Origin of the sequence: Enemella evansiae (assembly GCF_004362375.1) — a bacterium.
Classification (GTDB): domain Bacteria; phylum Actinomycetota; class Actinomycetes; order Propionibacteriales; family Propionibacteriaceae; genus Enemella; species Enemella evansiae.
Genome location: NZ_SNXA01000008.1, coordinates 1133804 through 1154356, shown reverse-complemented (window position 1 = coordinate 1154356; position 20553 = coordinate 1133804). Strand labels below are relative to the sequence as shown.

The window sequence follows — 20553 nt, the reverse complement described above, 5'->3', positions numbered from 1 at the left end:
GATCCGAGGATGAATCGTGGCAACGGACCGGTCCGGGTGGCGGCACTGGATGATCACTGGGTCTGCCTCTACGGGCTGCGGGCGCTGGCCGCCGAGCGGCCCGACAAGCTGCTGCTGACCCGGGAGGCGTACTCGGTCGCCGAACTGCTCGCCGACGGTCTGGACGCCGAGGTGGTGCTGCTCGACCTGCTCGGGGTGCGCGACCAGGAGCACCCGGAGGACACCATCCGGGAGCTGACCGGCCGCGGGATCAAGGTCGTGCTGCACACCTCCTCGGTCGTCCCGATACCGATCCGCGGTGCGATGGCGGCCGGTGCGGTCGGCCTGGTGCTGAAGGCCGACGGCGGCGAGGGCGCGGTGCTGGAGGCCGTCGAACTGGCCGCCGCCGGCGAATACGCGGTGAGCGGCGAGCTGGCGTACGTGCTGCTCAACGATCCGGACCTGGTCGCCAAACTGGCACCGCGCGAGGTCGAAGGGCTCACCCTGCTCGCCCAGGGCGTACCCAAGAAGGCGATCGGCCGCAAGATGGAGGGCCGGCACATCGCCGAGACCACCGTGAACACCTACTTCTCGCGGATCGCCGGCAAGTACGCCGCCCTCGGCCGCCCGGTCGGCAACTCGGTCGATGTGATCCGGGAGGCGCACCGCGACGGTTACCTGCGTCTCGATGACGATGAATGGGCCCGGGAGTACCTCGAGCACTGAGCGTTCGCGCTCTGGGGGCTCGCGCACTGGGGGACGGGGTCAAAATCGGTGGCCCGCACGCACCGCATTTCGTACCCTCGTTGAGGTTCCGCGAGGAACCTCGGAGATCGAGAGTCGAGCAGGTGAGCAGCATGAACGCGATGAACGTCGAATACGGCGACCGGGCCGTGGCCCTGGGCGGGGAGATCCTCCGTTCGGTGGTCGGCAGCGGCGTGCACGGCATCGCGATCGAGGGCACCGACGACCACGACGAGCTGGGTGTCTACCTCGAACCGGAGGCGTACGTCTTCGGTGTCGATCGGCCCCGCGAGGACTACGTGTGGCGCACCCAGCCCGAGGGTGCGCGCAGCGGCCCGGGTGACACCGACCTGATCCTCTATTCGCTGCGCAAGTATCTGCGGCTGGCGATCAAGGGCAATCCGACGGTGTTGCTGCCGCTGTTCGCACCGCCGGAATCGCTCATCGTGCGGACGCCGTTGGGGGAGGAGCTGCGTGGATTGCGTCCGGCTTTCCTTTCCCAGGTGGCGATCGAGCGATTCCTCGGTTACATGCATTCCCAGCACCAACGGATGCTCGGCCAGTCGAAGCGGAACGTGCCGAACCGGCCCGAACTGATCGCGCGGTACGGCTGGGACGTCAAGTACGGCAGCCACGCACTGCGATTGGCCTACCAGGGCCGGGAGATCGCGCAGACCGGTCACCTCACCCTGCCGTTGGCCGAACGGCAGCGGCAACGGGTGCTCGCGGTGAAGCGCGGTGAGGTGCCGCGGACCGAGGTGTCACAGGAGATCGCCCGGGTCTCGGCCGAGGTCCGCGGACTGCTCGACACCCGGCGCACCCCGCTGCCGGAGCGCGCCGATGTGCCGCGGATCAATGCCTGGGCGATCAGTGCGCAGCGGCGACACTGGGGCTGGTGAGTGCCGCGGCCCCCGTTAGGGTGGGCGCGTGGAACGCCGGGGTGGACGCAGCATCAAGGGGGTCGCCCGGGAAGCGGGGGTGAGCATCGCCACCGTCTCCCGGGCGATCAACCATCCCGATCAGGTCTCCGAACCCACTCGGCGCAAGGTGCTCGAGGCGATCCGGCGGCTGGACTACCGGCCCTCGGCGGAGATGGCCGACCGGGCGCGCGGGGCGGGCGCACGGATCGCGGTGCTCGCGCCGTTCTCCAGCTACGGTTCGTACGCCGAGCGGCTGAACGGGATCTTCGCGGTCGTGCAGCCGCGCGGGATGGAGGCCCTGGTCCGCGACCAGCCCTCCTCGGCCGCCGCCATCGAACCGCACCTGGATTCGCTGCCGCTGCGCAGCGATGTCGCCGGGGTGATCGTGATGGGGGTGCCGGTCTCCGGCGACGGGGCGGCCCGGCTCGAGGAGAGCCGGTTGCCGGTCGTGCTCGTCGACTCCGATCACCCCGCGTTCAGCCGGGTCGAGTTCGACGACACCGGTGCCGGTCGGCTGATCGCCGAGCACCTGCTGGGCCTCGGGCATCGGCAGGCGTACTTCGTGCACGAACCGCAGGCCGCCGACTTCCGGTCGGCGGGTCTGGTCCGTTCCGATGCGATCCAGGCCGCCGGCCTGCCCCTCACCTCGGTGCCGGTGACCCCCGACTTCGGCGAGGCGGTGCGCCGGCTCGACCACTGGCTCGGTGGGCTGAGCGACGGGGGAGCGTTCGACGCCGGGCCGGTCGCCGTGGTCGCCAATCACGACCGGCTCGGGGCGGCCGTGCTGGCCGCCGCCCGCGGGCGCGGGCTGCAGGTGCCGGAGCAGCTGCGGGTGATCGGGGTCGACGACGGCGAGATCGCGGCGGTGGCCGGGCTGACCACGATCCGGCAGCCGTTCGCCGAGTCCGGCCGGTTGGCCGCCGACCTGCTGCTCGCCCAGCTGGCCGACCGACGGCGACCGCCGGCCCGGGTGCTGCTGTCCGGTGAGCTGGTGCTGCGCGCCTCCACCTGATCGACGGGCCGTTTCGGCCATCGCCCGAGACCCCTTGCCTGAACTGCGTTTCCATGTAAACATCATCAAGACCGTTCGGTCCGCCCGATGTCGAAGGAGATGTCATGACCTCGCGTGCCCCGCTGGATCCCATCGTCCGCGCCGAGATCGCCCGCCGCGTCGCCACCGGTGACGACCCCGTCCCGGGCACCCCGATGCCGGAGCGCCGGGAACGCGCGCTGCGGGTGAACACCGATCTGTGGCGCAACGCCGGCCGGCCCGGGCCCCGGACCGACACGTGCGAATGGCTGGTCCCGGTGCCCGACGCACCGGACGTCCGGGTGCGGATGCATCGCCCACCCGGTGCCGGCGACCGAGCCCTGCCCGGGGTGATCGCACTGTTCGGCGGCGCCTTCCGGCAGGGCGGGATCGACTACCCGAGCTTCGATGCGGCCGCCCGCGAACGCTGCGTGGGCGCCGAGGTCGCGATCCTCGCGGTCGACTACGCCCTGGCACCGGAGCTGCCCTTCCCGAACGCGCTCGAGCAGGTGTACGCGGTGCTCGACCAGCTGGCCCGCCACGGCGCGGACCACGGCATCGATCCGACCGGGCTCGCGGTCACCGGCGCCAGCGCGGGCGGCAACCTGGCCGCCGCGGCCTGCCTGGCCAACCGGGACCGGGCCAACCACCCGGTGCGGTTGCAACTGCTCGAGGTCCCGGCGCTGGACCTCACCGGGGGCCACCTGGATCGCGGCGTCCTCTCCGACCTCGGGGGCGGAGAGGACGCCGCAATGGCCGACGTGAACGAGGTCGTCTCGATGTATCTGGCCGGTGCCGATCCCCGGGACCCACTGGCCTCACCGCTGCTCGCCGACTCGCTGGCCGGTCTGCCGCCGGCGTACCTGATGGCCGCCGGACTCGACCCGTTGGTCGGTGACGCCCGCGCCTATCTGACCAGGTTGCTGGCCGAGGGCACCCCGGCCAGCCTGTTCGAGGCGGCCGGGCAGACCCATGAGAGCAACAGCTTCGCCGGCATCTCGCTGGCCGCCCGGCACTGGGAGGCCAGCGTGATCGCGGTGCTGCGGACCCTGCACGACGCACCCGGGACGGTGCGCTGATGTCCAGCACGGCGGCCACCGACTCCCCGGAGACCCCCGCCGAGGGCATCATCGGGCAGCGGCAGGGCCCGGCCTTCCTGCCGCTGTTCATCCTCGCCTGGTTCGGCGTGACGATCGCCTTCAACGGCATGATGGGCGCCGCGATCCCCAAGGTCGTCTACCTCCTCGGCCCGGAGAGCAAGGACCGGAACCTGGCGGTGATCACCAGCATCGGCGGTGTGGTCACCCTGGTGCTCACCCCGCTGTTCGGCCGGTTGAGCGACCGGACCCGGCTGGGCTGGGGGATGCGCAGACCGTGGATGGCGGGCGGGGCCGTGGTCATCCTGGCCGGTGCGCTGGTGCTCGCGTACGCCCACGTGGTGCCGCTGCTGGTGCTCGGCTGGTGCATCACCCAGATCGGCATCGCGGCGGTCGCGATGGGCCAGCACACCCTGCTCGCCGACCAGATCCCGGCCCGGATCAGGGCCCGGGTCTCGGCGGCCACCGGGGTCTCGGCCGGTGTCGCCACCGTCGCCGGCGCGGCGATCATCGCGGCCTTGCCGCAGGATCAACAGGCCCCCTGGTTCCTGGTGCCCGGGACGATCTGCCTGGTGCTCAACCTGGCGCTCTGCTTCGGCTACCGCGACGCCCGACGGACCACCCCGGTCGAACCGTTGCGGGCCCGCGAGATTCTGGCCACCTACTGGCTGAATCCCGTGCGCTACAAGGATTTCGCGTGGGCCTGGGTGTGCCGGTTCTGCATCACCATGTCGATCCTGACGGTGTCGCTGTTCCTGCTCTTCCTGATCATCGACTCCCTCGGTGTCCCACCGGAGCGCGCCTCGGCGGTGCAGGCGGTCAGCTACAGCGTCTTCGTGGTCGCCAACATGGTGACCACCGTGCTCTTCGGCTGGATCTCCGATCGCACCGGCCGACGCAAGACGATCGTGTTCTCCGCCAGTGCGCTGACCGTGGCCGGCCTGGTGGTGGCGATGCTGGCCGGCGATCAGACGATGTTCCTGATCGGGTTGGGCATCGTCGGCGCCGGGCAGGGCGCCTTCATCTCGGTCGATGTGGCGATGATGACCGAACTGATCCCCTCGGTCGACGACGCCGGTAAGGACCTCGGCATCGTGGCGCTGTCCTATCAGCTGCCACAGGTGATCGGGCCGATCGTCGGTGCCTGGGTGGTGGGGCTCGGCGGCGGCTCGAACTACACGAATCTGTTCCTGTTCACGATCGTGCTGGCCGCGCTCGGGGCCCTGGCGGTGCTGCCGATCAAGGGCGTCCGATGACCGTCGCGGAACCGGTGGCCGAACAGATCACCCCGTTGATCGACGCTGGCCGGGGGGTGCGGCTGCGGCATCCGGTGCGGTCCACCGACGGTTTCGACACGATCGCCGTCACCGAGCTGCAGCTTCCCGAGGGTACGCCGCCGGCGGGCGGTTGGCCGGTGGTCGTGCACGGCCACGGGACGAACGGTCTCGGACCGCTGACCACTCCCGAGCACCGGCCCCGGCCACCGGAGGAGAACGACTATCTCACCGGGCTGCTGGCCCGGGGGTGGGCCGTGGTGGCGCCGGACTATCTGATCGTCAACGGCATCCATTCCTATCTGGACGGACCGGACGAGGCGTTGGCGATGGTCCGCGGCCTGCAGGCCGCCAGGCGTCACGAACCCCAGCTGGGCAGGAAATGGCTGTCCACCGGTGGCTCCCAGGGTGGGCATGCGGCGCTCTGGGCCGGGTATCGGGCGCCGGAGCTGGCACCCGAACTGGAGCTGGCCGGGGTGGTGGCGCTCTGTCCGGCCAGTCAGCTCGAGTGGATCTTCGGACTGATCGGCCCGCGCACCCCGGCCCGGATCGCGGCCGGTTGCGGCAGCCCGCTGCTGATGGTCGCCGCGGCGGCGGACCTGGTCCGCCCGGACCTGCGGGTGAGCGACTCGTTTACCCCGCTCGGGCAGCGGGTGCTGCGGGAGATCCGGGAGCTGGAGATCTTCGAGATCATGGAGCTGGTGTCGGGGTTCGAGGTGCCGTCCCTGCTGCGCCACCCGGCGGGCCGGGGTGGTCTGGGTCGGCAGCTGCGGGAGCGGGTCAGGGTGCCGACCGGAATCCCTGCCCCGGTTCGGATTCTGCAGGGCTGGCGGGACACCTCGGTACCGCTGCCGCTGACCATCGGGCTCGCGGTCTCGCTGGGTCGGCAGGGGGTCGATGTCGGGGTGCGCGTGGTGGACAGCGGGCACGGTGACATCGTCACCAGGGGTGCCCGGGCCCGGGCGTTGATGGCCGGGTTGTTGACCTAGCCGGCCGCTCCGCCGCGGACCGTGCGGACCGCCAGCTCGGCCAGATCGTCGAGCCGCGCGTTCTCCCAGCCGTGCACGATCTCCCGCCACTGGTCCGGGATCGCGGAGTGGCCCCAGCGCGCACCGAGCAGCGCTCCGGCGATGCAGGCGACGGTGTCGGTGTCGTTGCCGATCGCGATGGCGGCCTCGAGGCCGGGTACCAGCCCGTCGGAGGAGGTGATCGCCGACCAGGCCGCCTGCAGCGCGGTGACGACGTAGCCGTTCGGGTTGAAATGCTGTGAGGGAAGGGATTCCGCCTTCTCGATCGCCGTCCGCCAGAAGTCCTGGCTGGTCCGGGGGAGCTGATCGACCAGGTCGATCAGGGCGGGCAGTTCACCGGTGAGGATCGTGTGCCGGATCGCCAGGCACCAGAGCGCGCAGGCCTGGGCGCCGACGGGATCGTGATGGGTGAGTCGGGCGATCAGCCCGGCCGCTTCGATCAGGGCGGCCGGGTCGTCGAGGTGGGCGAGTGCGACCGGTGCGGTACGCATCAGGGTGCCGTTGCCACCGGTGCGCTGCCCGCGGGCGGCGATGGAGTCGGAGACGGCGCGCATGGTGGCCGCGGTGGGATGGTGACCGGCGGCTCCCAGGACATTGCTGGTATGCACCCCGACATCGGGCGGATCGCCGGCGTACCAGGCCGCGAAGCCGCGGGCGATGGCGTTCAGGGCCGTGGTGTCGCGCAGGTCCCGACCGGTCGCCGCGACCCGGGCGATGGCGAAGGTCTGGGCGGTGTCGTCGGTCCATTCACCGGGGGCGAAATCCCCGAGTCCACCGCCGATCATCTCGGGCCGGCCGTCCAGTTCGACGGTCTCGAACTCGTAACCGGCGCCGAGCGCGTCCCCGCACGCCGCGCCGGTCAACGCCCCGATCGCGCGGTCGAGCTGGGCCTCGTCGAGCTGCATGGTCCAAGCTTACGGAACGCGCTGCGAGCGGTGTCCTTGGACGGATCGGTTCCGACTGCCGGGGGCGTGCAAACCTGTGCCCATGACCATGCGTCCCGATCATCGTGAACTCGTCGGCGAGACCGTCCGACTGACCGCGACCACCCCTGCCGATGCCCCGGAGCTGTTCGCCGCCATGGACGACCCACGGGTCTGGGAGGTCAATCCATCGGTGGCGGCGGGACGCCCGCGCGATGCCGAGGAATACGCCCGGGAGCTGATCTGGGATCCCGCGGTGAAGGTGCAGTACACGATCCGTGACCTGGCCGGCGGCGCGGTCGTCGGGACCACTTCGATCATGGACATCGACCTGCACAACGAGAAGGCGCACATCGGCAGCACGATGCTCAGCCCGTCGACCTGGGGTACGAGAGTGAATCCCGAGGTGAAATACCTGCTGTTGCGCCATCTTTTCGAGGACTGCGGGTTCGGTCGGATCAAGATCCAGACCGATGCGAACAACGAGCGTTCCCAGGCGGCGATCGCCAAGCTCGGCGCCGTCCGCGAAGGGGTGATCCGGCGGGACCTGCGCCGTCATGACGGCACCTTCCGGGACACCGTGGTGTTCTCGATCCTGCGGTCCGAGTGGCCGGCGGTGCGTGAGGGACTCCGTGCGCGGTTGGCTCCGCGAGGGATGACAAGAGGCCCTGCCGGTTCCCGGCAGGGCCTCTCGCACTTTGGTAGCGGGGACAGGATTTGAACCTGTGACCTCTGGGTTATGAGCCCAGCGAGCTACCGAGCTGCTCCACCCCGCGTCGTTGTGCTTGGAATACATTACACGCGTCGGGCCGGGATCCAAAATCGGGGTGAACCGGGGCTTCGACCAGCCCAGCCGACGTGCGGGGCTCATCTCGACACGCGACCCATTGCTCCGCTTCGCTGCGCATGGGTCGCTACTCGACGAGCGTCGGGTCAGTCCATGTCGGGGATGAGCTCGCGGGCGTCGGCGTAGTCCATGCCGGAGAGCTGCACCAGGTCGACCATGATCGATCGCATCTGGGCGAACAGCACCACCGCCGACAACGACTCCGACAGCATCAGGTGGGAGCTGCGTTCGCCGAGGGTCTCCATCCGCTGCCGGATGCCGGTCGGCAGCCGCCGGGCGTACAGCTCACCGGAGCACCACTTGATGTCCTCGGCCAGGGAACCCATCAACGACAGGTACGCCTGCGGGATGGTCTCGCTGCGATAGAGCGCCACCGCACTGCGCCGGGCCAGCACCCGCAGGTTGCGGGCCATCCGGTCCAGCGGGTCGACGATCTGGGACAGGTCCTGCATGTGCGGCAGATTGCGCCGCCGGAACGGCGAATAGCGCACCACCGCCATCCCTTCCTCGACCGCATCGTTCAACCGCTCCAGGGCGCCCTCGCTGCGCCGGGCCCGGTCCAGCACCCGGTCACCGGCCTCCGGGTCGCCGTCGGTGAGCGCCTCGCGGATCGCATTCAGGGTGTCGGCGGCCTCGCTGAGCACGCCCGCCGCCAGGATCCGCGGCCGGGTCAGCGGGCCCGCCGGGGCCACCGTGGTCACCAGCAGCGCGAGCGCACAGCCGATCAGCGCGGTCAGCCACCGCCCGAACCCGGCACCCGGGTTCGGCAGCAGGGTCATCACGATGATCGCCTGCACCCCGGCCTGGGTGATCATCAGATTCCGCGCACCCAGCCAGGTCGCCACCGACATGGCCAGGATCGTCACCACGATGATCTGCCACACCCCGGTGCCGAACAGATAGACGAACACGTCGCCGAAGAACACCCCGACCGCCACCCCGACGGCGATCTCCACCCCGCGGCTCAACCGCTGCCCGTAGCTGGAGCCCAGGGTGACCACCGCGGCCACCGGCGCGAACACCGGCAGCGGGTCGCCGAGCAGTTTCATCGACGCCCACCAGGCCACCCCGGCGGTGATCGCGCACTGGCAGATCAGGAAGAGCCGGTTCCGCCACCGTTCGACGCGGCGGCGCTGCGAATCGCGACCCCGGCGTACCGAACGCTCGCTGAGGTCGAAAGCTCGCAGCGCCATCCGTTGCCAGGAGAACCGAACCATAACGACATCATCCCGGGTTCGCGTCGACGGGGGCGAGCACCCCGGGGGTGTGGCTACAGTGACCCCATCCGTGGGCTGGTCGGAGAAGGAGCCGTCGATGTCGCAGCGTTCCCGCAGGACGGTTCGAGTCCGTCCGCGTACCGGCGTGCTCGCCCTGCTGCTGTCCCTGCTGATGCTGCTGGCGGCCGGTTGCTCACCGAGCGAGGGTGGCGGTGGGAACGCCGAGACCAAGACCCTGCTGGTCGGCGCCACCGCCCAGCCGCCGACGATGGATCCGACCGCCAACGATGCGGCCGCGATCTCCCAGGTGATGCTCTACAACGTCTACGAGACGCTGGTGAAGGTGGACAGCCAGGGCAAGCTGCAGCCGCTGCTCGCCCAGCGCTGGGACGTCTCGCCGGACAATCTCACCTACACCTTCATCATGGATCCGTCGGCGAAGTTCGCCTCCGGGCGCCCGGTGACGGCGAAGGACGTGGTCTGGTCGATGGATCGGATCCGCTCCGGCAACGCGACCGCGACCCTGAAGCGGCAGCTCTCGCTCGTCGAACAGGCCACCGCGACCGACACCAACACCCTCACGGTCAAGCTGACCCGGCCCTCCAACATGTGGCTGTGGGACATGTCGTCGACCGCCGGGATGGTGTTCGACTCCGAGGCCGGCACCGATCTGGCCGCGCAGACCGCCGGTTCGGGGCCGTTCCAGCTCACCGAGTGGCTGCCGGGAGTGTCGGTGACACTGGGCAAGAACACCAACTACTGGGCCACCCCGGCGCGCTTCGACGAGGTCACCTTCCGCTACTTCAGCGATCCGAACGCGATGAACGCCGCGATGCTGTCGGGGGAGCTGGACATCATCTCCAACCTGCAGGCGCCGGCGGCGCTGCCGCAGTTCGAGGACCCGTCCCGGTTCACGGTCGTGGAGGGCACCACCAACGGTGAGGTGGTGCTGTCGATGAACAACCGCTCGCCGGGTCTCAGCGATCCGCGGGTCCGGCAGGCGATCCGGTACGCGATCGACAAGAAGGGACTGCGGGACACCGTCTGGGCGGGCAAGGGTCTCCTGATCGGTGCGATGGTGCCGCCCACCGATCCCTGGTACGAGGACCGCACCGGTGACTTCCCCTACGACCCGGAGAAGGCGAAGCAGCTGCTCGCCGAGGCGGGTGTGCAGAACCTGCGGCTGCGGTTGCGCTTGCCGACCCTGCCGTACGCCACCTCCGCCGGCCAGTTCGTCGCCTCCCAGCTCAAGCAGGTCGGCATCGAGGCCACCATCGACCAGCTCGAGTTCCCGGCCCGCTGGGTGGACACCGTGCTGACCAGGGGCGACTACGACATGTCGATCGTCTCCCATGTCGAGGCCCGCGACATCGTCCGCTTCGCCAACCCCGACTACTACTTCCACTACGACAATCCCGAGTTCCAGCGGCTGGTCGCCGAGGCCGACCGCGGCCCGGCCGCCGAGCAGGCGCCCAAGCTCAAGGAGGCCGCGAAGCTGATGTCCAGCGATGCCGCCGCCGACTGGCTGTTCCTGCTGCCCAATCTGGTGATCACCCGCCCGGAGATCACCGGCGTACCGCAGAACGCCACCACGCTCAGCTTCGACCTGACCACGATCGCGTCCCGCTGACCAGATGCCACCGGTCCTGAGACGAGTCCTGCTGCGGTTGGCGATCTTCGCCGTCTCGTTGGTGATCGCCTCGATCCTGATCTTCGTGCTCTGCTGGATCCTGCCCGGGGACCTGGCCCAGGTGATCCTCGGTGCGAACGCCGACCCGATGGCGGTGGAGGCGATGCGGCGGCGGCTCGGGCTGGACCAGCCGCTGTCCGAGCGCTACTGGGAATGGGTGACCGGCATGCTGCGCGGCGACTTCGGCACCTCGCTGCTCAGCCGCCGCTCGGTGTCCAGCCAGATCATCAGCAAGCTCGGGGTGACGGCCTGGCTGGTCGGGCTGGGCATGCTGGTCGCGATCCTGATCGCGGTGCCGGTGGGGATGCTCGCCGCGCTCCGCCGGCGCCACCTGGACGGGGTGATCCTGTCCGCGCTTTCCCAGCTGGGGTTGGCGATCCCGGCGTTCTGGGCCGGCATCATGGCGGTCTACCTGTTCGCGGTGAAGCTGCGCTGGCTGCCGGCGAACGGCTACGTCCCGCTCACCCAGGATCCGGCCGGCTGGGCCGCCCGGCTGGTGCTGCCGGTGCTCTCGCTGGCACTGGTCCAGGCCGCGGTCCTGGCCCGCTACGTCCGCTCGGCGACCCTGGAGGTGCTCAGCGAGGACTACTACCGCACCGCGCGGGCGATCGGCTGGCGGCAGCTGCCGGCGCTGCTGCGGCACGGGTTGCGCAACGCATCGCTGTCGGTGGTCACCGTGCTCGGGCTGCAGCTGTCGACCCTGCTGGTGGGGGCGATCGTGATCGAGAACGTGTTCTCGATCCCCGGCCTGGGTTCGCAGCTGCTGACCGCCGCCTCCCAGCGCGACCTGGTGCTGGTGCAGGGCACGGTGATGCTGCTGGCCTTCGCGGTGCTGCTCATCAACACCCTGGTCGACCTGTCCTACCTGCTGCTCGATCCCCGGCTGAGGTCGAACCGATGAAGCGCGCCGGACTCTGGATCGGGACCGTACTGGTCGGGATGGTCGTGCTGACCGCGCTGGTCTCGCTGGTCTGGACCCCCTTCGACCCGACACTGGTCGACCCGTCGCTGTCGATGGCCGAACCGGGCTGGCCGCATCTGCTCGGCGCCAACTTCGTCGGCCTGGACAACCTGTCGATGCTGATGGTCGGTGCGCAGACCTGCCTGCTGGTCGGCATCATCGCGGTGGCGGTGGCCGCGCTGATCGGCGTACCGCTGGGCATCATCGCCGGGATGCTGCGCGGCTGGGGCGGTGAGGTGCTGCTGCGCGGGGTGGACATCCTGTACGCCTTCCCGGCCCTGCTGCTGGCGATCCTGCTGGCCGCCACCCTCGGTGGCTCGACCTGGACCGCGATGCTGGCGATCGGCATCGCCACCATCCCCGCCTTCACCCGGGTCACCCGGGCCGCGACACTGTCGGTGATGAGCAGCGACTACGTGCTCGCCGCCCGGGCCGCCGGCACCACCCGGTTGGGCATCGCGCTGCGGCATGTGCTGCCCAATGTGGCCCCGGTGATCGGGGTGCAGGCCTCGGTGTCCTTCGGGATAGCGATCCTCGCCGAGGCGGCGCTCTCCTATCTGGGGTTGGGTACGCCGCCGCCCACGCCGACCTGGGGCCGGATGCTGCGGGAGGCGGTGACCTACCTGTTCACCGACCCGCTGCAGGCGCTCTGGCCGGGGCTGGCGATCGCCGGCGCGGTGCTCGGGTTCAACCTGCTCGGCGACGGCCTGCGGGATCTGCTCGACCCGCGGCTGAAGGAGGTCCGCTGATGGCGCCACTGGTGCAGGTGGCGGACCTGCGGGTCGCCTTCGCGGACAGCAGCGGCCCGGCCGGCCGGGAGGTGCTGCACGGCATCGACCTGACGATCGAGCGCGGCGCCCGGGTCGGACTGATCGGCGAATCCGGATCCGGCAAGTCGCTGACGGCGCTCGCGCTGATGGGACTGCTCCCGGAAACCGCACGGACACAGGGATCGGTGCGTTTCGACGGTCGGGAACTGCTCGGCCGCCCGGATCGGGAGGTGGCACCGCTGCGCGGGGACCGGATGTCGATGGTCTTCCAGGAACCGATGACCGCACTCGACCCGACGATGCGGATCGGTCGGCAGGTCGCCGAGGTCTGGCAGCTGCATCGCGCCGGGCGGGGGAGCAGTGGTCGGGATCAGGTGCTGCAGATCCTCCAGGAGGTCGGGCTCGATGACCCGGCCCGAATCGCGAAGTCCTTCCCGCACCAGCTCTCCGGCGGCCAGCGGCAACGGGTGGTGCTGGCGATGGCGCTGATCAACCGGCCCGAGCTGGTGATCTGCGACGAACCGACCACCGCCCTCGATGTCACCGTGCAGGCCCGGGTGCTGCGGTTGCTGGACCGATCGCTGACCGAGGTGCAGGCCGCCTGCCTGTTCATCAGCCACGACCTGGCGGTCGTCGCCCAGGTCTGCGACGAGCTGGTGGTGATGCTCGACGGGTCGATCGTCGAACGGGGGCCGACCGCCGAGCTGCTCCGCGACCCGCAGCACGGTTACACCCGCGGCCTGCTGGCGACCGCGCAGCTGGACCGGGTCGAACCCGGCGCCCGGTTGCCGGTGGTCGCGGACTTCTATGCCGGGGAGGCGATCGAATGAGCGACCCGGTCTTCGAGGTCGAGAACGTGAGCCGGGTGTTCACCGGCTCCGGCCGTCGCGTGACCGCGGTCGACGACGTCAGCCTGACCCTGGCCCGCGGTGAGCGGCTCGGCATCGTGGGGGAGTCCGGGTCGGGCAAATCGACGCTGATCCGGATGATGGCGGCCCTCGACCGGCCCACCTCCGGCAGCATCCGGCTGAACGGCACCGATATCGCGCTTCCCGAATCCCGGTTGGGATTCCTGCGATCGGCGGTGCAGCTGGTGTTCCAGGATCCACGCTCCTCGCTGAACCCGCGGATGCGGGTGAGCGACATCATCTCCGAACCGCTGCGCTCCCCGTTGCTGCGCGGCCGCGAGGATGTACCGACCGACCGGCCGGCCCGGGTCCGGGAGGTGCTCGATGCGGTCGGCCTGCCCGCCGATTCGGGGCGCCGTTATCCGCACGAGTTCTCCGGCGGGCAGCGGCAGCGGATCGCGATCGCCCGGGCACTGGCGCCCAACCCGCAGGTGCTGATCGCCGACGAGGCGGTCTCCGCCCTCGATGTCTCGGTACGGGCGCAGGTGCTGAACCTGCTCAACGACCTGGTGACCGGTTTCGGGCTGACCCTGGTCTTCGTCAGCCACGACCTGATGGTGGTCCGGCACACCTGCGATTCGGTCCTGGTGCTGCGCTCGGGTCGGGTCGTCGAACGCGGCCCGACCATGCAGGTGTACGCCGACCCGCAGGCCGAGTACACCCGCGAGCTGCTCGCCGCGGTACCCCGATTGCCCGAGTGAGCGTCAGATGCCGCCGAGGGAGGCGAAGGCGCCGATGAAGCCGCCGATCCAGATGATCCCGAGCCCGAGCACCGCGATCAGCACACCGCGGCGCCGGCCCGCGGATTCGGGTGGGTTGACGTAGGCCAGGCGTACCCCGACGATCGCCGGGGCGAGTCCGAGGACCAGCGCGACGATCCCGATCAGCATCCCGGAGTTCACCCGGTCAGCGTAGCGGGGTGACACCGTTCGCCGGCTGGACCCGGGCCGCGAATTCGAGGATTGCGCCTAGACTCACCGCTCGTGAAAGCACTCCTGCTCGAGAACATCCACAGCGACGCCGTCGAGATCCTGCAGTCCCGCGGATTCGATGTCGAGGTGCGTTCCGGCGCCCTCGATGAGGACGAGCTGATCCGCTCGCTGCCCGGGGTGAACGTGCTCGGCATCCGCTCCAAGACCCAGGTCACCGAGCGGGTGCTCAAGGAGGCCGATCAGCTGGAGACCATCGGCGCGTTCTGCATCGGCACCAACCAGATCGATTTGAGCAGCGCCGCCGAGCGCGGTGTCGCGGTCTTCAACGCGCCGTTCTCCAACACCCGCAGCGTGGTCGAGCTGGCGATCGCCGAGATCATCGCGATGGCCCGGCACCTGACAGACAAGAACGCGGCCCTGCACAACGGTGTCTGGGACAAGTCCGCCAAGGGCGCCCACGAGGTCCGCGGCCGGACCCTGGGCATCGTCGGCTACGGCAACATCGGCTCCCAGCTCTCGGTGGTCGCCGAATCGCTGGGCCTGCAGGTCTATTTCTATGACATCGTGGACCGGCTCGCCCTCGGCAACGCCCGCCGCTGCGGCAGCCTGGAGGAACTGCTCAGCAAGGTCGAGACCGTGTCGCTGCACGTCGACGGCCGGGCCGGCAACGGCGGCTTCTTCGGTGCCGAACAGTTCGCGATGATGCGGCCGCGTTCGCTGTTCCTCAATCTGAGCCGCGGGTTCGTGGTGGACCACGAGTCGCTGCGCGACAACCTGCTGTCCGGGCACATCGCCGGTGCCGCGGTCGATGTGTTCCCCGCGGAGCCGAAGGCGGCCGGTGACGCGTTCACCTCGGTGCTGCAGGGCATCCCGAACGTCATCCTCACCCCGCATGTCGGCGGCTCCACCGAGGAGGCCCAGCAGGACATCGGCCACTTCGTCGCCGGCAAGCTCTCCGACTTCGCCGACCTGGGCGCGACCACGATGTCGGTCAACCTGCCCCAGGTCCAGCTCGACGAGACCGCTGGCGGCGTACGCCTGCTGCACCTGCACCACAACGTGCCCGGCGTGCTCGCCAAGCTGAACCAGGTGATCGCCGACCACGAGGTGAACATCGACCGGCAGACGCTGTCGACCCGCGGACCGCTGGGCTATGTGCTGACCGACGTCAGCGGTGCCCGGGTGGCCGAACTCGCCGACGCGCTGCGCAACCAGCCCGAAACCGTGCGACTGAAGGTGGTGGAACGCCGATGACCCGACTCGGTGAGCTGGAGGTCTCCGCGATCGGCTTCGGCGCCATGGCGGTCTCCAACATCTACGGCGACATCAGCGACGAGCAGGCGCGGGCCACCGTGAACGCCTGCATCGACGCCGGGATCACCTTCCTCGACACCGCCGACGTCTACGGCAGCCCGCGCGACGGCGCCGAGGGCCCGGCCGGTACGAACGAGGAGATGCTCGCACCGCTGCTGGCCGAACGCCGCGACGAGGTGCAACTCGCCACCAAGTTCGGGATCACCGCGATCCGCACCGGGGAGGCCGGCAAGGCCAAGCGCACCGACGGCCGGCCGGAATACGTCCGCAGCGCCTGCGAGGCCTCGCTGCGTCGGCTCGGGGTGGAGACCATCGACCTCTACTATCTGCATCGCCCCGACCACGACGTGCCGATCGCCGAGACCGTCGGCGCGATGGCCGACCTGGTCTCCCAGGGCAAGGTGCGCCAGCTCGGGCTCTCCGAGGTGACCGCCGAGGAGCTGCGCAGCGCCCACGCCACCCACCCGATCGCCGCGGTGCAGTCGGAGTGGAGCGTCTGGTCCCGCGACGTCGAGGCCCGGGTGATGCCCACCTGCGCCGAACTCGGCATCGGCTTCGTGCCCTACAGCCCGCTGGGCCGCGGCTTCCTCACCGGTACGCTGACCCGCGACGACGTGGCCGGCGATTTTCGCGGCCAGACCGAGCGGATGGGTGAGGGCTGGGACGACAACCAGCGGGCGCTCGCGATCGTCACCGAGGTCGCCGAACAGGTCGATGCGACCAACGCCCAGGTGGTGCTCGCCTGGCTGCTCGCCAAGAGTGACCAGTTCGGCGTGGCGACGGTGCCGATCCCCGGATCCCGCCGCCCGGAGCGGATGATCGAGAACCTGGGCTGTGTCGATGTCCGGCTGTCGGCCGAGCAGCTCGACCGGCTCGATCAGATCGCCGGCGCCGTCCGCGGAGACCGCAACATCACCGGCGACCCGAAGTGGATCAGCTCCGGGCGGGAGTGATCAGTTCTCGGGGCGGTCGCGTTCGGCGTTCGGGTCGACCGCATCGCCGGCGAGCAGCTGGCGTACCACCACATCGTGCAGCAGGCCGTTGGTGGCGACCGCGCCGGGACCGTGCGGGCCGGGATCCCCACCCACGCTGGTGAACCGGCCACCGGCCTCGGTGACCACGATGTCGCAGGCGGCCATGTCGTGCAGCGCCAGCTCCGGTTCGCAGGCGACGTCGACGGCACCCTCGGCGACCAGCATGTAGGACCAGAAGTCGCCGTACGCCCGGGACCGCCAGACGGTCCGCATCAGGTCGACGAAGTGTTGCCCCCAGCCGGCGGAAACCCAACCGTGCAAGGAGGAATAGGACAGCGACGCGTCGGCGATCGCGGCCACCTGGGAGACCTGGAGCGGTTTCGCCTGGGCCAGTGACTTGCCGGCATAGGCACCGTTGCCCTTCGAGGCCCACCAGCGCCGGCCGAGTGCGGGGGCGGAGACCACCCCGGCGACCACCTCGTCACCGACCATCAGCCCGATCAGGGTGGCCCAGACCGGTACCCCGCGGACGAAGTTCGAGGTGCCGTCGATCGGGTCGATGACCCAGCGCCGCGGCCCGTGGCCGGTGTCGTCCAGCTCCTCACCGTGCACCGCATCCCTGGGCCGGGCCCGGGACAGCGTCTTGCGCAGGACCTCTTCCACCGCCACGTCGGCGTCGGTGACGTGCGACAGGTCCGGTTTGGCGGAGACCTTGAGATCCTGCGCCTTGAACCGGTCCATGGTGATCGAGTCGGCGTTGTCGGCCATCAGGTGGGCCAGGCGGACATCGTCGGTGTAGTCGGCGGTGTTGGCAGGCATGGGGGCGAATCTATCCTCACTCGTAGGGCAGGGCGCGCGCGGCGACCATCCGCCGGAACGAGTCGACCCGGGCCCGCGGGAGCTCACCGGCCTGCACGGCGGCATCCAGCCCGCAGTCGACGGCGTCGAAGCCATGCTCGCAACCCCGCGGACAGTCGGCGGTGAACTCGAGCAGATCCGGGAAAGCCTTGATCACATCGGCGGGGGTGACATGGCTGAGCCCGAAGGACCGCACCCCGGGCGTGTCGATCACCCAGCCGCCGGGCTCCCCGTCGGCGAGTTCGGGCAACCGCAGCGCGATCGCCGAGGTGGAGGTGTGCCGGCCCCGGCCGGTGACCTCGTTGACGACGCCGACGGCCCGATCCAGGCCGGGGATCAGTGCGTTCACCAGGGTCGACTTGCCGACCCCGGAGTGCCCGATGAAGACCGAGATCCGCCCGCTCAGCAGTTGCCTGAGTTCGGCCAGGTCGGCACCGGGTTCGCTGACCACGATCGGCACACCGAGGGGGGTGTACGCCGCCACCAGGTCGTCGGGGGAGGCCAGATCGGCCTTGGTCAGGCAGAGCAGCGGCTCCAGCCCGGCGTCGTAACCCGCGACCAGGATCCGGTCGATCATCCCGGTCCGCGGCGGTGGGTCGGCCAGCGCGGTGACGATCACCAGCTGGTCGGCATTGGCCACGATCGGGCGCTCATAGGGATCGTCGTCATCGGCGGTACGCCGCAGCACGGTGTCGCGTTCGGTGACCTCGACGATCCGGGCCAGGCTGCCGTCCGCCCCGGACAGATCGCCGACCAGGCGTACCCGGTCGCCGACGATCACCGAGCGACGGCCGAGGTTGCGGGCCTTCATCGCCGTCACCGGGACCGCATCGGGACCCGGTTGGTCCGCCTCGTCGAGCAGCAGGCAGCGGTAACGGCCGCGATCGATGGTCATCACCATGCCCAACGCGGCGGCGGAATAGTCGGGACGGTCCTTGGTCCGTGGCCGGCTCCGGCGGCGGGGGCGATCGAAACCGGCGTGGTCGTCGGAGTGGATCCCGCCCCGACGGATCACGCCTGGACCCCGCCGGTGGACCCGTTCCCGCGCTCGGACCACTCGTCGGAGTCGTCGAGCATCTTCGTCCACAGCATCGGGAACTCCGGCAGCGTCTTGGCGGTGCACCCGACATCGTCGAGGGTGATGTCGTCGACCAGCAGGCCGAGCAGCGCACCGGCGTGCGCCATCCGATGGTCGGCATAGGTCCGCCACTCCCCGCCGTGCAGCACCCGCGGGTGGATCACCAGCCCGTCGTGGGTCTGCCGGGTGTGCGAACCGAGCCGGTTCAGCTCGGTCTCCAGGGCGGCGAGCCGGTCGGTCTCGTGGCCGCGGATGTGCGCGACGCCCCGCAGATGCGAGGTGTCCCGGGCGACCGAGGCCAGGGCGGCGACGACCGGGGTCAGCTCGGAGGCGGCCGACAGGTCCAGATCGACACCCCGCAACCGGTCCTGGCCGCGTACCACCAGGGCCCCGTCGCGGCGCTCCACGCTGGCCCCGAAGGCCTCGAACACCTCACGGGCCAGATCCCCGGGCTGGTTGGTCCGCTCCGGCCAGTCGAGCACCCGCACCTCACCGGCGGTGATCACCGCGGCGGCCAGGAAGGCGGCGGCATTGGTCAGATCCGGCTCGATCGTGGTGTCCCGGGCCGCGATCGGCCCCGGCTGCACGATCCAGCGGTCGGTGCCCTGCTGCTCGATCCGGACGCCGCGCTCGCGCAGCATCAGCACCGTCATCTCGATGTGCGGTCGGCTGGGCAGGGTGGGGCCGATGTGACGCACGTCCAACCCGCGGGCGAAGCGGGCGCCGACCAGCAGCAGTGCGGACAGATACTGGCTGGAGCTGGAGGAGTCCACCAGCACCGGCCCGCCGGGCAGGTCGGGCCGACCGGTGACGGTGAACGGCAGGTGCTGGGTGTCGGCCGGGTCGATCTCGGCGCCGATGTCGGAGAGCGCGTCCAGCAGCGGGCCCATCGGCCGCTTGGTCGCCTCGGCGTCGCCACGGAAACCCACCGTTCCCGGTGCCAGGGCGGCGATCGGCGGCAGGAAGCGCATCACCGTGCCGGCCAGGCCGCAGTCGATGTCCCCGCCGGCGCTGAAGCCGTCGGCCGGGGGAGTGATCCGCCAGCTGGGCCCGCTGTCGTCGATGCCGACGCCGAGGGTGCGCAGGCCGTCGCGCATCAACCGGGTGTCCCGGGCGTCCAGGCCACCGGTGATGGCGCTCGGACCGTCGGCCAGCGCGGCCAGTACCAGGGCCCGATTGGTCTCGGACTTCGAACCCGGTACCCGGACGGTGGCGTGCACCGGTTCGGCGGCGATCGGGGCGGGCCAGGGACCGGTGTCCGCGGCGCGACGCGGCGGCGCCGACCGCGCGGGGCGGTCGGCGCCGGAGAGGTCGGAATGCGAGGGCGTGCTCATCGGAGGTCGTCCGGCAGTCAGGAGGAGATCTCCTTGACCCGCTTCTTGGCGTCCTTGCGGGCGCGCTTCAGCCGCTTGCGGGCCTCGCGCTTGGACACTTCGGCGTCCTTCTCCAACTGGGCCCGTGCCTTCTCCACCCGGCGGCCGATCCGGTTGGCCTGGTCCTGGGCGCGCCAGGCGATGCTCGGCTGCCCCTCGGTGTCACCGGCGGCGACCAGTGCGCCACCGACCAGCGCCAGGTTCTTCAGCAGTTCGTTGCGGGCGGCCGCCTTCTGCTCGAGGCTGGCACCCTGGCCCGCGCCACCGCTCATCAGCTGCGGCACCATCGAGGCGGCCAGCAGGCCGGCACCGAGGCGGCGGCCCTTGCCGAAGATCAGGCCGAGTCCACCGGCGACCTGGAGGCCACCGGAGATCCGGGCCAGGCTGGCGGTGTCGGTGGGGATGGCGGTGGCCACCTCGGCCGGCGCCACCTTCTTGGCCAGCGGCACCACCTTGCTGGCGAACTTCTCCTGCTCCGCCGCATAGGGCGTGGGGTCCTTGAGGGCCTTGGCTCCATTGACCACGAAGTAGCCGGCGAGCATGGTCCTGGCGAGCGCGCGCATCAGAGTCATAGGCCTATGTCTACCGTGTCGGGTTTGGCTTGGAAAGGCCGGGGGGTCCCCTCGGGTCCCGCGG

At 70.4% G+C, this 20553-nt stretch carries 21 protein-coding genes and 1 tRNA gene; 14 read left to right on the top strand and 8 right to left on the bottom strand.

From position 1 onward, the window contains the following. The first annotated feature begins 9 nt into the window (after positions 1-9). The 6 genes from C8D81_RS06130 (at position 10) to C8D81_RS06105 (ending at position 6033) form a co-directional block, all read left to right on the top strand. On the top strand, positions 10-705 hold the full coding sequence (locus C8D81_RS06130; RefSeq protein WP_094355437.1) for a LuxR C-terminal-related transcriptional regulator: 696 nt from the start codon (positions 10-12) through the stop codon (positions 703-705). Between the two features lie 131 nt (positions 706-836). After that, positions 837-1622, top strand: a complete 786-nt coding sequence (locus tag C8D81_RS06125; protein ID WP_094431880.1) for a nucleotidyltransferase domain-containing protein — start codon at positions 837-839, stop codon at positions 1620-1622. Between the two features lie 28 nt (positions 1623-1650). Beyond that, the gene (locus C8D81_RS06120) at positions 1651-2655 is read left to right on the top strand and encodes a LacI family DNA-binding transcriptional regulator (RefSeq protein ID WP_094431878.1); all 1005 of its coding nucleotides are present in this window, start codon (positions 1651-1653) and stop codon (positions 2653-2655) included. A 104-nt stretch (positions 2656-2759) separates the two neighbouring features. Further along, on the top strand, positions 2760-3752 hold the full coding sequence (locus C8D81_RS06115; RefSeq protein ID WP_094355434.1) for an alpha/beta hydrolase fold domain-containing protein: 993 nt from the start codon (positions 2760-2762) through the stop codon (positions 3750-3752). Beyond that, a complete protein-coding gene (locus tag C8D81_RS06110; protein WP_094355433.1) occupies positions 3752-5026 on the top strand; it encodes an MFS transporter in 1275 nt (424 codons plus the stop codon). The genes C8D81_RS06115 and C8D81_RS06110 overlap by 1 nt, the downstream gene beginning before the upstream one ends. Next, a complete protein-coding gene (locus tag C8D81_RS06105; protein WP_094431876.1) occupies positions 5023-6033 on the top strand; it encodes a lipase family protein in 1011 nt (336 codons plus the stop codon). Before C8D81_RS06110 ends, C8D81_RS06105 begins: the two co-directional genes overlap by 4 nt. On the opposite strand, the gene C8D81_RS06100 is transcribed toward C8D81_RS06105, so the two are convergent. Next, positions 6030-6977, bottom strand: a complete 948-nt coding sequence (locus C8D81_RS06100) for an ADP-ribosylglycohydrolase family protein (RefSeq protein ID WP_094400863.1) — start codon at positions 6975-6977, stop codon at positions 6030-6032. The genes C8D81_RS06105 and C8D81_RS06100 overlap by 4 nt on opposite strands. An 82-nt stretch (positions 6978-7059) precedes the next feature. Here C8D81_RS06100 and C8D81_RS06095 point away from each other — a divergent pair, with 82 nt between their 5' ends. Next, entirely contained in the window at positions 7060-7716 is a 657-nt protein-coding gene (locus C8D81_RS06095) for a GNAT family N-acetyltransferase (protein WP_094431986.1), read from the top strand. On the opposite strand, the gene C8D81_RS06090 is transcribed toward C8D81_RS06095, so the two are convergent. Together C8D81_RS06090 and C8D81_RS06085 are read right to left on the bottom strand one after the other, a co-directional pair. After that, positions 7695-7771, bottom strand: a tRNA-Met gene (locus tag C8D81_RS06090). The genes C8D81_RS06095 and C8D81_RS06090 overlap by 22 nt on opposite strands. Before the next feature lie 157 nt (positions 7772-7928). Next, a complete protein-coding gene (locus tag C8D81_RS06085; RefSeq protein ID WP_094431874.1) occupies positions 7929-9059 on the bottom strand; it encodes an FUSC family protein in 1131 nt (376 codons plus the stop codon). Between the two features lie 97 nt (positions 9060-9156). Here C8D81_RS06085 and C8D81_RS06080 point away from each other — a divergent pair, with 97 nt between their 5' ends. From C8D81_RS06080 to C8D81_RS06060, 5 genes are read left to right on the top strand one after another with little or no spacing between them, the layout of a single operon-like run. Continuing rightward, the gene (locus tag C8D81_RS06080; protein ID WP_094400867.1) at positions 9157-10689 is read left to right on the top strand and encodes an ABC transporter substrate-binding protein; all 1533 of its coding nucleotides are present in this window, start codon (positions 9157-9159) and stop codon (positions 10687-10689) included. Between the two features lie 4 nt (positions 10690-10693). Further along, entirely contained in the window at positions 10694-11650 is a 957-nt protein-coding gene (locus C8D81_RS06075) for an ABC transporter permease (RefSeq protein WP_094355428.1), read from the top strand. Continuing rightward, positions 11647-12459, top strand: coding sequence for an ABC transporter permease (locus C8D81_RS06070; RefSeq protein ID WP_094400869.1), 813 nt, complete (start codon positions 11647-11649; stop codon positions 12457-12459). The genes C8D81_RS06075 and C8D81_RS06070 overlap by 4 nt, the downstream gene beginning before the upstream one ends. Beyond that, on the top strand, positions 12459-13310 hold the full coding sequence (locus C8D81_RS06065; protein WP_094405236.1) for an ABC transporter ATP-binding protein: 852 nt from the start codon (positions 12459-12461) through the stop codon (positions 13308-13310). The genes C8D81_RS06070 and C8D81_RS06065 overlap by 1 nt, the downstream gene beginning before the upstream one ends. After that, positions 13307-14089, top strand: a complete 783-nt coding sequence (locus tag C8D81_RS06060) for an ABC transporter ATP-binding protein (protein ID WP_094431872.1) — start codon at positions 13307-13309, stop codon at positions 14087-14089. Before C8D81_RS06065 ends, C8D81_RS06060 begins: the two co-directional genes overlap by 4 nt. Before the next feature lie 3 nt (positions 14090-14092). Here the strand turns inward: C8D81_RS06060 and C8D81_RS06055 are convergent, their stop codons facing one another. Further along, positions 14093-14290, bottom strand: coding sequence for a hypothetical protein (locus C8D81_RS06055; protein WP_094355424.1), 198 nt, complete (start codon positions 14288-14290; stop codon positions 14093-14095). Positions 14291-14371: 81 nt separating this feature from the next. Between C8D81_RS06055 and serA the strand changes: the two genes are divergently transcribed. Together serA and C8D81_RS06045 are read left to right on the top strand one after the other, a co-directional pair. Then, the gene (serA, locus tag C8D81_RS06050; RefSeq protein ID WP_094400877.1) at positions 14372-15574 is read left to right on the top strand and encodes a phosphoglycerate dehydrogenase; all 1203 of its coding nucleotides are present in this window, start codon (positions 14372-14374) and stop codon (positions 15572-15574) included. After that, positions 15571-16587 (top strand): aldo/keto reductase, encoded by a 1017-nt coding sequence (locus C8D81_RS06045; protein WP_133625700.1) that lies wholly within the window; start codon positions 15571-15573, stop codon positions 16585-16587. Before serA ends, C8D81_RS06045 begins: the two co-directional genes overlap by 4 nt. On the opposite strand, the gene C8D81_RS06040 is transcribed toward C8D81_RS06045, so the two are convergent. From C8D81_RS06040 to C8D81_RS06025, 4 genes are read right to left on the bottom strand one after another with little or no spacing between them, the layout of a single operon-like run. Next, positions 16588-17427: an inositol monophosphatase family protein gene (locus C8D81_RS06040; RefSeq protein ID WP_094355421.1), complete on the bottom strand. Its 840-nt coding sequence runs from the start codon at positions 17425-17427 to the stop codon at positions 16588-16590. It lies immediately after the preceding gene. 16 nt (positions 17428-17443) lie between these two features. Next, positions 17444-18481, bottom strand: a complete 1038-nt coding sequence (rsgA, locus tag C8D81_RS06035) for a ribosome small subunit-dependent GTPase A (protein ID WP_407644066.1) — start codon at positions 18479-18481, stop codon at positions 17444-17446. Then, complete coding sequence (aroA, locus tag C8D81_RS06030) at positions 18478-19878, bottom strand: 3-phosphoshikimate 1-carboxyvinyltransferase (RefSeq protein WP_094431867.1); 1401 nt, start codon at positions 19876-19878, stop codon at positions 18478-18480. Before aroA ends, rsgA begins: the two co-directional genes overlap by 4 nt. A gap of 17 nt (positions 19879-19895) precedes the next feature. Beyond that, positions 19896-20489 carry a DoxX family protein gene (locus tag C8D81_RS06025; RefSeq protein ID WP_094355419.1) on the bottom strand — a complete coding sequence of 198 codons (594 nt, stop codon included), beginning with the start codon at positions 20487-20489 and terminating at the stop codon, positions 19896-19898. Positions 20490-20553 lie beyond the last annotated feature (64 nt).

Excerpts from the sequence above, each read along its gene's own strand:
- C8D81_RS06130 (WP_094355437.1), top strand. The coding sequence starts at position 10 with ATGAATCGTGGCAACGGACCGGTCCGGGTGGCGGCACTGGATGATCAC.
- C8D81_RS06125 (WP_094431880.1), top strand. The coding sequence starts at position 837 with ATGAACGCGATGAACGTCGAATACGGCGACCGGGCCGTGGCCCTGGGC.
- C8D81_RS06115 (WP_094355434.1), top strand. The coding sequence starts at position 2,760 with ATGACCTCGCGTGCCCCGCTGGATCCCATCGTCCGCGCCGAGATCGCC.
- C8D81_RS06110 (WP_094355433.1), top strand. The coding sequence starts at position 3,752 with ATGTCCAGCACGGCGGCCACCGACTCCCCGGAGACCCCCGCCGAGGGC.
- C8D81_RS06105 (WP_094431876.1), top strand. The coding sequence starts at position 5,023 with ATGACCGTCGCGGAACCGGTGGCCGAACAGATCACCCCGTTGATCGAC.
- C8D81_RS06100 (WP_094400863.1), bottom strand. The coding sequence starts at position 6,977 with ATGCAGCTCGACGAGGCCCAGCTCGACCGCGCGATCGGGGCGTTGACC.
- C8D81_RS06095 (WP_094431986.1), top strand. The coding sequence starts at position 7,060 with ATGACCATGCGTCCCGATCATCGTGAACTCGTCGGCGAGACCGTCCGA.
- C8D81_RS06085 (WP_094431874.1), bottom strand. The coding sequence starts at position 9,059 with ATGGTTCGGTTCTCCTGGCAACGGATGGCGCTGCGAGCTTTCGACCTC.
- C8D81_RS06080 (WP_094400867.1), top strand. The coding sequence starts at position 9,157 with ATGTCGCAGCGTTCCCGCAGGACGGTTCGAGTCCGTCCGCGTACCGGC.
- C8D81_RS06075 (WP_094355428.1), top strand. The coding sequence starts at position 10,694 with ATGCCACCGGTCCTGAGACGAGTCCTGCTGCGGTTGGCGATCTTCGCC.
- C8D81_RS06070 (WP_094400869.1), top strand. The coding sequence starts at position 11,647 with ATGAAGCGCGCCGGACTCTGGATCGGGACCGTACTGGTCGGGATGGTC.
- C8D81_RS06065 (WP_094405236.1), top strand. The coding sequence starts at position 12,459 with ATGGCGCCACTGGTGCAGGTGGCGGACCTGCGGGTCGCCTTCGCGGAC.
- C8D81_RS06060 (WP_094431872.1), top strand. The coding sequence starts at position 13,307 with ATGAGCGACCCGGTCTTCGAGGTCGAGAACGTGAGCCGGGTGTTCACC.
- C8D81_RS06045 (WP_133625700.1), top strand. The coding sequence starts at position 15,571 with ATGACCCGACTCGGTGAGCTGGAGGTCTCCGCGATCGGCTTCGGCGCC.
- C8D81_RS06040 (WP_094355421.1), bottom strand. The coding sequence starts at position 17,427 with ATGCCTGCCAACACCGCCGACTACACCGACGATGTCCGCCTGGCCCAC.
- aroA (WP_094431867.1), bottom strand. The coding sequence starts at position 19,878 with ATGAGCACGCCCTCGCATTCCGACCTCTCCGGCGCCGACCGCCCCGCG.
- C8D81_RS06025 (WP_094355419.1), bottom strand. The coding sequence starts at position 20,489 with ATGACTCTGATGCGCGCGCTCGCCAGGACCATGCTCGCCGGCTACTTC.